The organism is Sphingomonas citri, from assembly GCF_019429485.1.
Taxonomy (GTDB): domain Bacteria; phylum Pseudomonadota; class Alphaproteobacteria; order Sphingomonadales; family Sphingomonadaceae; genus Sphingomonas; species Sphingomonas citri.
In genome coordinates, this window is the sequence record NZ_JAHXZN010000008.1 from 104,852 (window position 1) to 116,893 (window position 12,042).

10 protein-coding genes are annotated in these 12,042 nt (G+C 65.2%); 9 read left to right on the plus strand and 1 reads right to left on the minus strand.

What is annotated here, in order from left to right; genetic code table 11:
* Positions 1 to 9: 9 nt before the first annotated feature.
* Positions 10 to 1,365 carry an O-antigen ligase family protein gene (locus tag KZ820_RS17645; protein ID WP_219750127.1) on the minus strand — a complete coding sequence of 452 codons (1,356 nt, stop codon included), beginning with the start codon at positions 1,363 to 1,365 and terminating at the stop codon, positions 10 to 12.
* A 466-nt stretch (positions 1,366 to 1,831) separates the two neighbouring features.
* On the opposite strand from KZ820_RS17645, the gene KZ820_RS17650 reads away from it, so the two are divergent.
* The 9 genes from KZ820_RS17650 to KZ820_RS17690 all read left to right on the plus strand — a co-directional run bounded on the left by KZ820_RS17650 (position 1,832) and on the right by KZ820_RS17690 (position 11,945).
* Positions 1,832 to 3,067: a sugar transferase gene (locus KZ820_RS17650; protein ID WP_219750129.1), complete on the plus strand. Its 1,236-nt coding sequence runs from the start codon at positions 1,832 to 1,834 to the stop codon at positions 3,065 to 3,067.
* The gene (locus KZ820_RS17655; RefSeq protein WP_219750132.1) at positions 3,057 to 4,214 is read left to right on the plus strand and encodes a hypothetical protein; all 1,158 of its coding nucleotides are present in this window, start codon (positions 3,057 to 3,059) and stop codon (positions 4,212 to 4,214) included. Before KZ820_RS17650 ends, KZ820_RS17655 begins: the two co-directional genes overlap by 11 nt.
* A gap of 144 nt (positions 4,215 to 4,358) precedes the next feature.
* Positions 4,359 to 5,435 (plus strand): GDP-mannose 4,6-dehydratase, encoded by a 1,077-nt coding sequence (gmd, locus tag KZ820_RS17660; protein ID WP_219750134.1) that lies wholly within the window; start codon positions 4,359 to 4,361, stop codon positions 5,433 to 5,435.
* A 5-nt stretch (positions 5,436 to 5,440) separates the two neighbouring features.
* Positions 5,441 to 6,931, plus strand: a complete 1,491-nt coding sequence (locus KZ820_RS17665) for a lipopolysaccharide biosynthesis protein (RefSeq protein ID WP_308462271.1) — start codon at positions 5,441 to 5,443, stop codon at positions 6,929 to 6,931.
* Positions 6,932 to 6,944: 13 nt separating this feature from the next.
* Positions 6,945 to 7,730, plus strand: a complete 786-nt coding sequence (locus KZ820_RS17670) for an FkbM family methyltransferase (protein ID WP_219750138.1) — start codon at positions 6,945 to 6,947, stop codon at positions 7,728 to 7,730.
* A gap of 19 nt (positions 7,731 to 7,749) precedes the next feature.
* Positions 7,750 to 8,763 carry a glycosyltransferase family 2 protein gene (locus tag KZ820_RS17675; RefSeq protein WP_258048317.1) on the plus strand — a complete coding sequence of 338 codons (1,014 nt, stop codon included), beginning with the start codon at positions 7,750 to 7,752 and terminating at the stop codon, positions 8,761 to 8,763.
* Positions 8,763 to 9,743 carry a GDP-mannose 4,6-dehydratase gene (locus KZ820_RS17680; protein WP_219750142.1) on the plus strand — a complete coding sequence of 327 codons (981 nt, stop codon included), beginning with the start codon at positions 8,763 to 8,765 and terminating at the stop codon, positions 9,741 to 9,743. The genes KZ820_RS17675 and KZ820_RS17680 overlap by 1 nt, the downstream gene beginning before the upstream one ends.
* A complete protein-coding gene (locus tag KZ820_RS17685) occupies positions 9,740 to 10,978 on the plus strand; it encodes a class I SAM-dependent methyltransferase (RefSeq protein ID WP_219750144.1) in 1,239 nt (412 codons plus the stop codon). The genes KZ820_RS17680 and KZ820_RS17685 overlap by 4 nt, the downstream gene beginning before the upstream one ends.
* Positions 10,979 to 11,000: 22 nt before the next feature.
* On the plus strand, positions 11,001 to 11,945 hold the full coding sequence (locus KZ820_RS17690) for a glycosyltransferase (RefSeq protein WP_258048319.1): 945 nt from the start codon (positions 11,001 to 11,003) through the stop codon (positions 11,943 to 11,945).
* The last annotated feature ends 97 nt before the right edge of the window (positions 11,946 to 12,042 follow it).

The following is a 12,042-nucleotide window of genomic DNA, read 5'->3' on the forward strand; positions in this document are numbered from 1 at the left end:
ACCGGCGCACTATTCGGCCGGGGGCGGCGCGTAGGCGAGCCACGAGGCGGCCAGCGCGATCACCGCCATCATCAGCGGCGTGCGCGCCGGGTAATCAAAGACGCTGGCAACCATGATCAGCAGCAAGATTGCCGCGCCGGTGCGCGCCGGCAACGCGTCAGGCATGGGCGCCCGCATGGCGCGCACGGCGGACATGGCCCACCACACCAGCGCGCTTACTAGGACGACCAGCCCCGCCGCGCCACCGTCCAACACGATTTCGAGGAAGTCGTTGTGCGCGTGATTGAAGAAGGTGGGTTTAAGCAGCGCGTAAGGTTCATTGGCGCGAAAGATCGGATCGAAGCTGCCGAATCCCGTTCCCGCCGGAAAATAGTCCGTTACCATCTTCAGCACGGTCGGCAGCGCGCGTAAGCGCGTATCCTGCGCGGCGTCGATCGTGACGAGCCGATTGATCGATTGAGCCCGGTCCGCGGTGATGCTGATGCCGATCAGCAGGGCCAGGACCGCGACAAGCGCGGCGACGGTGGTCGGAAGAACCCACCGCGGCGCACGGCGCAGCTCGCGCCGCAGTCCCTGCCTGGCGAGCACCAGTGCCAGCGCCACCGCCATCGCGCCGACCGCAAGACCGGCGCGGGAGCCGGTCGCCAGCAGCGTGAGCACGAAGAAGGGCATGAGCCCGAGGGCGACCGGACCGCGCCATCCGGAGCGCCGCCCACCGTTGAACGCCCAGCTTGGCACCACGACGCATCCGATCGCGACGAACAGTGCGAAGTGGTTGCGGTTGGCGAACGTACCGCTGACGTCGCCTGGCGTGCCGTTGATCAGGGCATTGCCAAACCCCGCCCCCGATGCCTGGAGGAGGCCGACCAGCGTTCCAGCCAGCACGACCGTCAGGAGGATCGCGGGCAGATGGCCGCGCTCGCGCTCACGCAGCCCCGCCGTAAGTACCAGAACCGCGGCGGGGACAATCAGCGCACCGAGCGCGTTGGCAGTGGCCGCCGGAACCATCGACCACGGACGCCACGGCTGCGACTGCCCGCTGGCCGCTGCCGCCTCGCGCAACAGGTCGCGTCCGGGCAACGATTGCCACAGCGCGACCGGGAGCGGAATGAGCTGCAGCAGCGGCAGCAGCGCTACGAGTGAGAGCAGCACAGCCGGCAGGGCCACGCGCCGCATTGCGGGACGCTCACCGATTAGCGACATGGTGATCAGCGACAGCCACGCCGCGCCGCGCACGATCGCCTGCCCCAAAACGTCCGGGCGCGACGCACCACCGGCGAGCCATAGCCCCGCCAAGAGGCCGGCGAGAAGACAAAGCGAAACGCTGAACTTGCCGGACAGTCTGGACCGATGCGCTGAGGACATGGCTTCTCGCCTAGGATCTTGCGCGAGCGATCGCAACGTCTGTCGTGCTTGAAACAGGCGGCACTCTCCTGCCGTGTGGCATCACGTGCCGGTTGCGCATCCGACGCAGCTGCCCTACCACGCGGCGCCGTATGGTGAGCACCGCACGAGGCGTAGTGGCTATGCGTTCCCCATGGCACCGAGAGGTTGACATCATTCGAGTGCAAGCGATGCATCAGCTGAATATGGCCAGGCGCGAGTACTGCGCCAGGGCGACGGACGGGATGAACGAATGGGGCGCTAGCCTGGTCGACGCGTGAGGACGCGCCTATAGCGCGGCTGAGGCTGCACTGGCGCACTGGTGGGTACCTTTAGAGATGGCATCGGTCGGCTCGATCGTGCCAGATGAACGCGAGTGGAACCGTTCATGCTAATGACCAAGCAGATCGTCGCAAGTCCGATGCGGAACATGACGATCGTTCGGCGATTGCGCTTCCAGATCGTGCTCATGTGGGCGCTCTCAGTCGCGGCGCCGGGATTGTACGTCTATCTCGGCTTTATTACCGCGGAGTCGAACCGGGCCATTCTGAACAGCGTCGTGGCAGCGGCGATAGCGACGTTGACCGGGCTGATGATCCTGCGCCGCGTCGACGACTTTCCGGGCATGCGGTCCTATTCGATGATCCTACCGTCGCTCGCGGCCAGTTACGGCATCGTTCTCGTCGGGATCCTGGGCCTGAGACTGGTCTACAGCCGGGTGGTGCTAACAAGCAGCTTCGTGGTCGCGGTGCTCACCGCCTTCGGCCTCGCCTTCCTGACCGAGCGGCTCGTCAAGCCGATCTTCTCTGTCGTGCCTGGCGGCGACGCCGACACGCTCCAGGACATCGACGAGGCGCGCTGGATGATGCTCGACACCCCTGTCGTACCGCAGCATGAGCCGTGCCTCATCGTCGCAGATTTTCGCCATGATCACGCCGCCGCTTGGGAACGGATGCTGGCCGAGGCCGCGATCAGTGGGCGGACCGTCTATCATTCTAAACTGCTGCGCGAGTCGCTCACAGGGCGTGTCACGATCGAGCATCTGTCGGAGAACAGTTTCGGCTCGTTGCTGCCCAACCACGCCTATCGCCGGGTTAAGCGGCTGCTTGACCTCGTCGGTGTGGTATTGCTGTTGCCACTACTGCTCGGTCCAATGGCCATGATCGCGATGATCATCGCTCTGGACTCACCGGGCGGAATCTTCTTTCGGCAGGAGCGGATGGGATATCGTGGCCAGACCTTCCGGATGGTCAAGTTCCGATCGATGCGCCCGCGCGACGCGATCGCGGACGAGCACGGCGCTCGCGAGGACGCAATGACACGCAGCGACGACGATCGGGTGACCCGCATCGGTCGGGTGCTGCGCCGTACCCGGCTCGACGAGCTGCCGCAGATCGTCAACATCCTTCGCGGCGAGATGAGCTGGATCGGTCCGCGACCGGAGGCGGTGCCGCTGTCGCGCTGGTACGAGAGCGAGATTCCGTTCTACAGCTACCGTCACATCGTTCGGCCCGGGATCAGCGGCTGGGCGCAGGTCCAGCAGGGACACGTGACCGATCTCGACGCCATCAACCAGAAGCTGTCGTACGATTTCTACTACATCAAGTATTTCTCTGCCTGGCTCGACATCATCATCGCGCTGCGGACGATCCCCACGATGATCGGCGGCTTCGGTGCCCGATAACGCCGCCTTGCCGGCGCCGGGGCTGCTCTCCCTGCCGTCCAACGCGTCGGTAGCGCCCGCCGCCCCCGTCGCGCCCTCCCTTTGGCCGACGGTTCGGGCCATGGCCTTTCCGCTGCTGACCAACGCCTGGCCGTTGCTCCTCTTGGTCTCGCAGAAAGCGTTTGTCGTTCCTGGGTTGCTGCTGGTCGGGAGCGGGGACACGCGCTACCGCCGCGACCTGATGCTGGCTCTCGCCCTCGGCGTGGTCGGGCTGCTGGTGTACTTTACACAATTCGGTAACGGATATGACCAAGTCCACCTGATCGGCTTCATGCTGTTCGTCTTCGCCATGCCAGCGCTCAACTACGGCGTCCGCCGTGACCCGCGTCTGCTTCGCAAATTGCTGACGTACTTCACGTTGTTCAATGTCGCTCTGAGCATCTACTTTCTCGTCTATGATGTCGATCTGTACGGATTTCGCGGTCTGAACCGTATCGAGGGCAGTGACGGCGTGACCTACCGGATCTATTTCGAGTCCTCGAGCCTCGCCGCAATTGCGCTTCTGTCGACCTTCCGTCGCCGCTGGTTGCAGCTCGCAACTCTGGCGGCGGTAACTTTCTTCGTTGTCCTAATCGCTCGAAGTGCTGTGGTGATGGCACTGCTCGCGGCCAATCTCATGGCGCCCTACATCCTTCGCAGTCCGCCTCACATCAAGGTCGCGACGGCGATCGCGGCGGTGGGGAGCGCGGTGCTGCTCTTCATCTACCTGCCCGTGATTCGGCCCGACATCGACCTCAGCCTCAGCGCGAAGCAGCTCCAGCTCCAGGTCATTCTCAGCTTGCTTCAGGATAATTGGAGTGGTTGGGGCTGGGGCACCTTCATTCCCTACCTTTCGACCGACCGCGACCAACCCTATCAGATTGAGATGCAGCTACCGATGCTGGTGCTCCAGCTCGGCCCCGCCGCCACGACGGCGATACTGCTGCTCATCCTCGCCATGTTTCTATCTGCCGCGGAGCAATCGCTCCGCGGCTATGCCCGGTTTGCAACCTACGCACTGATCGGCTTCAACAATCCCTGGCTCTTTCTGCCATCCTGGTATCTCACCTGTCAGCTGCTGTTCCGCGTCGAACCAGATCCGCCGACCGGTCCGGAGCTCCAACAATGACGCTTGTTCGCTAGGAGCCTCGCCGATAAGGCCCTGCTCCGGTCCGGTGACAGGAACATGCGCGCTCCACACCGTGCTGTCTTCCTGCTGTATTATTTGGAACGGCGCGGGCCGCCGTTTGGGTTTGAGCAAGGCTGGTTGATAATGCAGAAGACGAAGACGGCGCTGATCACCGGGATCACGGGACAGGATGGATCTTATCTCGCGGCCCTGCTGCTCAGCAAAGGGTACGTCGTTCACGGCATCAAGCGGCGGTCGTCGAGCTTCAACACCGATCGGATCGACCATCTCTACCGCGACCCGCACGAAGAACAAGTTCGTCTCTTCCTCCACCACGGCGACCTGACCGACGGCGGCAACCTGATCCGGCTGCTTCAGCAGATCGAACCGGACGAGGTCTACAACCTCGCCGCGCAGAGCCACGTCGCCGTGTCGTTCGAGCAGCCAGAATATACCGCCGACGTCAACGCATTGGGTACCCTTCGGCTGCTGGAGGCGATCCGCGCGCTCGGACTGGCGCGGCGTACGCGCTTTTACCAGGCGTCCACCTCGGAGCTGTACGGCCTGGTCCAAGAGGTGCCGCAGCGCGAGACGACCCCCTTCTACCCGCGCTCGCCCTATGCCGTGGCCAAGATGTTCGCCTATTGGACGGTCGTCAACTACCGTGAAGCATACGATATTTTTGCTTGCAACGGAATTCTCTTTAATCATGAGTCCCCGGTCCGCGGCGAAAATTTCGTAACGCGCAAGATCACGCGCGGTGCGGCACGGATCAAGTTGGGTCTGCAGGACTGTCTCTACCTCGGCAACATGGACGCGCGACGCGATTGGGGCCACGCACGCGATTACGTCGAGATGCAGTGGCGCATGCTCCAGCAGGATCGTCCGCGCGATTTCGTGATTGCCACGGGGGTACAGCATACGGTGCGTGACTTCGTCGGTGCGACGTTTAGAGAACTCGGCATGCCACTCACGTGGCAGGGCGAGGGTTTGGATGAAGTCGCGCTCGACGACACCGGCCGTCGCATCGTCGCGGTTGATCCGCGCTACTTTCGTCCCACTGAGGTCGAGACGCTGCTGGGCGACCCGACACTGGCGCACGAGGCGTTGGGTTGGCAGCCCAGCACCAGTTTCGATGAACTCGTGCGCGAGATGGTCGCGTCTGATCGCCGCGGCGCCGAACGCGAGGCACTGCTGCGCCAGCACGGTCTGCATAGCTGACGATCGTGACGAGCGGTCGGAATTTTATCGCCGGGGTGGCGAGCTCCGGCTGGACCGCGCTGATCGGCCTACTCGTGGTACCGTGGTATATCCGCTACCTCGGGATCGAAGCCTATGGGATGATCGGCGTTCACCTGACGCTGCAGAGCCTCTTCGTGCTGCTCGATCTCGGCCTCTCCCCCGCAGTCAGCCGCGAGGTCGCTCGCGCCGGAGTCAGCGGCCACATGGCCGCGGCGCGGCGCCTCGTCCACTCCATGTCTGTCCTCTTCGTCGTCGGGGGCTGTCTGGTCGCGGCGCTTCTGGCCGCGATGGCGCCGTGGATCGCGCGCAATTGGCTTCACGCTGGATCGCTGCCCACTGGTCAGGTCACGTTGGCGCTCGCGCTCAGCGCGGTCACCGTCGGGCTGCGCTGGCCCTCGACGCTGTACACCGGCGTGCTGAACGGCACCCGTCGGATCGACCTGGCCAGCGCGATCACCATCGCGACGACGACGTTGGGCAACGGCGGGGCCGTCGCGGTGCTGGCCTTTATCGAGCCCTCACTTCGCGCTTTCTTTCTCTGGCAGGCGGCCGTCGGGCTGCTCCACTCGCTCGCCATGCGCCATGCCGCGCGACGGGCGATCGGCCAGGACGCGACCGATCGCTTCGACTGGACGGCGATCCGATCGATATGGCGCTTCTCGGCCGGGATGGCGGGCGTGGCGGCGACCGGGATCGTGTTCTCGCAGATCGACAAGGTCGTATTGATGCGCACCGCCACGCTGGTGCAGGTCGGGCATTACACGATCGCCACCGCACTCACGAGCATCCTCTACCGGCTGATCACGCCGGCGTTCAACGTGGTTTATCCGCAGTTCTGCTCGTTGGTAGAGGCGGGTTCCGAGCACGAGCTGTCGCGTCAATATCACTCGTCGACGCGCTTGTTCCTGTCACTGATCCTCCCCGCTGCGATGTGCATCGTCGTCGGCGCTCCGAGCATTCTCACGCTGTGGGTGCATGACCCGATGATCGTGCAGCAGACGTCGCTGATCGTCGTGCTGCTCTGTCTCGGCACCGCAGCGCACTGCATCATGTACTTTCCTTACGCGCTGCAACTCGCCATGGGGAATACGACGTTGCCGCTGACGATCAACCTATGCCTGTCCCTCGTGTTCCTCCCGCTGGTCATCGTCCTGGCGCTCGCTCGCGGCGCGTTCGGTGTCGCCGCCGCCTGGCTGGTACTTCACTTATGCTATGTCGTGCTCGGCACCTGGCTGACGCACCGGCATATCCTGCCCGGCGAGGGGCGGCGATGGGCGACGAAGGCGGTCGGGCCCCCTCTTGCCATTTCAGTCGCTTTCGGGTTTGCAGCGGCGGCGGTGATACCGATCGCGGGCAGCGACGTGATGCGTCTGCTGGTGAGCTTGGTCGGTGCGGCGGGAGCAGCGGCGACGAATGTGCTGCTGATGCCGGAAGGGCGGCTCTTGATGAGGCGCGCCAGGGCTGGACTGACATAGGATTATGAGGGTCGTGGCAGAGCAATTTTACGGGCAGTTCGGTGAGGACCGGCTGCTGGCCGACATGTTCCGCGACGGCGGCGCCGGCGTGTGCGTCGACGTCGGCGCCAACGACGGCGTCACGGGCAGCGTCAGCCTCTATTTCGAGCGGATCGGCTGGCGCTGCGTGCTCGTCGAGCCCAATCCCGACCTTTGCGCCCGGCTACGAAGGGAACGCGCTTCCTTCCTGTTCGAGGGCGCCGCCTCAGCGGCGCGCGGCACGACCACGCTGATGCTGGCGGAGGGCGCCGATCTGTCTCACGCGGTCTCCAGTATCGAACCCGGTGCGCGCGACGGGATACGGCGGCAGGGCCTCACGGTGCGCGAGGTGGCGGTGGCCACGGCGCCGCTCGACGAGATCCTGGAGCAGGCCGGCGTCGCGCCGGGCGAGATCGCCTTCGTCTCCATCGACGTGGAGGGCCACGAGGCGGCAGTGCTGGCAGGCTTCAACTTGGCGCGCTGGCGCCCGCGCGTGCTGATCATCGAGGACAATTCGATCTTCTTCGGCAACGGCCTACGCGGGCTCCTGGAGCGGCAGGGCTACGTCCGCTTCCGACGCACCGGTGTGAACGACTGGTATGCCGCGCGCGGCGACGCGGTCGCAGGGGAGCGGCCGGAGCAGGCCTATCGCACCTCGATGGTGCGCGCGCGCGGTCTGATGATCCGACGCAACCTCTCCGATCGATTGTTGGCACTCCCCGGAGTCGGGGGCGCGATTGGCCACGTTCTGCGCTCGTTGCGGGGGCAATCGAGTGACTGAGCCGCTGCTCTCGATCTGTATGGCGACGTTCAAACGCGGCAACTTCATCGCGGCGACGCTCGACACGATCCTCCCGCAGCTTCGGCCCGACGTCGAGCTGATCGTCGTTGACGGCGCCTCGCCCGATGACACCCCTGCGGTGATGTCAAGCTACACGCGTGACTGGCCGCAGTTGCGCTACGTTCGCGAGGAGACGAACTCGGGGGTAGACGCCGACTATGACAAAGCGGTCGGCTATGCGCGCGGCCGATATGTCTGGCTGATGACCGACGACGACCTGCTCAAGGACGGTGCCGTCGACCGGGTGCTCGGCTTGCTCGACGAAGATCCCGACTTGCTGGTCGTAGACGCCGAGATCCTGGATGTCCGTTGCGCGGCGATGCTGCAGACCCGGCGTTTCGGATTCTCGGGGATACGCCGCTATGGCGCGGATGACGGGAACGCCTTTCTCGCCGACGCCGGCGATGTGCTGTCGTTTATCGGTGGCACCGTGATCCGTCGCTCGTTGTGGCTGAGCCGCGCGCGCCAGCCTTATTATGGCTCCCTCTTCATCCATGTCGGCGTCATCTTTCAGGCGCCGATCGAGCGCGTGATCCTGCTCGGCGAACCGCTGATCCAGATCCGCTTCGGCAATGCGATGTGGAGCGCGCGCGGGTTCGAGATCTGGATGTTTATGTGGCCCGAGATGATCTGGCGTTTCCCAGGTTTCTCCGATGCCGCCAAGGCCGCGGTCACCCCTGTCCGACCGTGGCAGATCCCGCGTAAGATGCTCGGCTTCCGCGCCAATGGCTCGTACGACCTTGGCCAATACCGGCGCTTCTTCGGCGGGCGGCGCGTCGGCGTTTGGCGCCTCGGTCTGCTCGCGCTCGCACTGCTGCCGGGTCGCCTCGCGAACGTGCTCGCGCTGTCGTTCCTGCTCGCCATGCGCGGGCGTTACCGACCGGCCTGCTATGCGCTCGCCTGGAACAGCCGCTTCGCGAGCGCGCTCAGCCGCCGTATGGCGGCGCAATCTCCGTCAAAGCATCCGGCGTGATGCCTCGCACCGCGCTGATATTCGGTATCGCCGGGCAGGACGGCTCCTATCTCGCAGAGCTGTTGCTCGGTGAGGGCTATCGCGTCGTCGGCACGTCGCGCGATCCGTCCTCCGCGCGCGCGCGCCTTGGCGCGAGCGGCTGCGGCGCGGCGGAGTTGACTGATGTGGACCTGCACAGCACGGCCGCGATCGCGGCGCTCGTCGACCGCTTCTGCCCGGACGAGATCTACAATTTCGCCGCCTTCTCGACCGGCTCGGGGATGCACGATCGGCCCGTCGAGATCGCCGAGATCAACGGAGTTCTGGTCGCCCGCGTGCTCGACGCGATCCGGGGCGCCCCGACCCGTTTCTGTCAGGCGTCGAGTAGCGAGATGTTTGGTATCGCGCGAACCAGCCCGCAAGACGAGCACACCACCTTCACCCCACGCAGCCCCTATGGTGCGGCGAAGCTGCTGGCGCATCAGCTGATCGGCATGGCGCGGCAGCGCGACCGGACGTTCGCCTGCTCCGCCATTCTTTTCAACCATGAGAGTGAGCGCCGCCCTGCCGCCTTCGTCACGCGCAAGATCACGCGCGCGGCCGCCGCCATCGCGGTGGGAGCGACGGACGAGCTGGTCCTCGGCGATCTCGAGGCGCGGCGTGACTGGAGCCATGCCGCCGACATCGTGCGCGCCATGGCGCTGATGCTGCGAGCCGACCAGCCGGATGATTATGTCGTCGCGAGCGGCGAGACGCACTCGGTTGCCGAATTGTGTGAGATCGCCTTTGCTCATGTCGGGCTGGACTGGAACCGGCACGTCCGCGTCGACCCGGCGTTGCGGCGATCACCCGACGGCGCCCAGCTGATGGGTGACGCGCGGCGCGCGCGCACCCGCCTCGGCTGGGCACCACGCATAGGATTTCAGACGATGATCAAGAACATGGTGGATGCCGACCTGCTCGCCTTGCGGGCAGGCATTCAAGAAGGGAAGATGGCGTGACGGATCCGATCAAAGCATGTCGCATCTGCGGCAACGAGCGGCTGGAGCCGGTCCTTGACCTCGGCGAGCAGCGCCTGACGGGCACCTTCCCGCGCGGGGAGGATTTTGAGCTGACCGGCGGCCCGCTCGTTCTGGTCAAATGCGTCGGCGACGACACCTGCGGACTGGTCCAGCTCGACCGCAGCTATGACCTTGAAGAGATGTATGGCGAGAACTACGGCTATCGCTCAGGTCTGAACCAGAGCATGGTCAAGCATCTAGAGGCCAAGGTCCGCCGTATCACCGATCTCGACCTGATCCGCCCGGGCGACCTGATCGTCGACATCGGCAGCAACGATGGCACCACGCTGGGTTTCTACCCGGCGGACGGCGTGACACTGGTCGGCATCGACCCTACGGCGGCGAAGTTCCACCAATATTACAAGCCTCACGTCGATGTCATTCCCGACTTCTTCACGGAGCGTCTCGTCCGCGAACGCTTCCCCGGCCGCAAGGCGCGTGTGGTCACGTCCTTCTCGATGTTCTACGACCTGGAGGACCCGCTCGCTTTCATGCGCGAGATCGAAGGGATCCTGGAGGACGACGGCGTCTGGGTGTTCGAGCAGAGCTATCTGCCGACCATGCTCGCGCGCAATTCCTACGACACGGTTTGCCACGAGCATATCGAGTTCTACGCGCTCCGGCAGATACACTGGATGGCGGAACGTGCCGGCCTGGCGATCCGCGACGTCGAGTTCAACGACGTCAACGGCGGCAGTTTCTCGGTGACGGCGGGCAAGGCCGATGGCGCGCCGCTGCCTGCCACGGTCGCGGCTCTGCTCAGCCGGGAGGAGAGCGACGGCATCAACTCGCTCGAGGTCTACCATCGCTTCGCCGAGCGCACCCGTCGACTGCGTGAGGAACTCACCGCCTTCGTCGCCGCAGCGCGCGCGGAGGGCAAGACGGTCGCCGCGCTCGGCGCTTCGACCAAGGGCAACGTGCTGCTGCAATATTGTCAGCTTAGTCCCGATACGATCACGGCCGTCGGCGAGGTCAACCCGGATAAGTTCGGCTGCGTGACGCCGGGAACCTGGATCCCGATTGTTCCGCAGGAGCAGCTGCTCGGCGACAAGACCGACTATCTGCTCGTGCTGCCGTGGCATTTCCGCGACTTCTTCGTGGCGTCGCGTGAGCTCGCCGGGAATACGCTGCTATTCCCCCTCCCAGAGCTCGAGGTGGTGCCGCCGCGGGCGTGAGGAAGCGATGATCCGGGTCGTCATGTGCGCGCATAACGGCGCGCACTTCCTCGAGGCGCAACTCGCGTCGATCATGGAGCAGCAGCTACCGGTCGACCGGGTCCATGTGTTCGACTTCGCCTCGACCGACGCGACGCGGTCGTTGCTGGCGGGCCTCGCGCCCCGGTGGCCCAGGCTAGACGTCCGGTTGGTCGACCATGCCCCCGGTGTGACGCTGTCGTTTCGCCACGCGCTCGCGGAGATCGTGCCGCGCTGCGCCGACGACGACCTCGTGTTCCTCAGTGATCAAGACGACGTCTGGCTGCCGCAGAAGACGGCCCGAATGGCTGCCCGGGTGGCCGCCGCGCGACGCGGCGTCGACGACCGGATCCTCGCCTTCCACGACGTTATCCTCTGCGACGCCGAGTTGCGCGAGCTGCGGCCAAGTTTCTACGAAGGTCGTCCGTTCCGATTGCCGCGGGACCTCGAGCCGGCTCGACTGATGATCGCTAGTCCGGTGATCGGCCACACGATCGCAGCCACCCCGGCACTCCTCGCGCTCATGCTGGAGCATCAGCGGCTCGAACACTATGTGATGCACGATTGGGCGCTGGTGCTGCTCGCCACGTACCTCGGCCGCGTCGAGTTCGAACCCGAACGACTCGGGCTCTACCGCCAGCATGACAGCAACGTGCTGGGCGCCGGGCGTCGACGCTCCGCGATCGGTTACGTGCGGCGCGCGGCGACGTTGTCGCGGGCGGTCAACGTCCAGGCGCGAGCGTTCATCGCCGATCTCCCCGTCGCCGCCGCGGTGGTGAACGAGCGGGCCGACCGCTCGCCACTGCCCGGGCGTGGTCCGCTCGCGTGGCGCCTCGGCGTCGCGATGGCGACACATGGCCCGACGATATGGCATCGTGCGCTCGGCTTGACCCAGTTGCGCTACCTCGTCCCGTTCTGGCGTGACGCCGGCGCGCGCGATGGATCCTGAAGGGCGCCCGCCCGAATTGCGAACGACGGAGCGAGATGATGTGGGATCCTCTACGAGCAACGCGCCGCTCGATCGTCACCGGCTTCCTCGGCGGCGT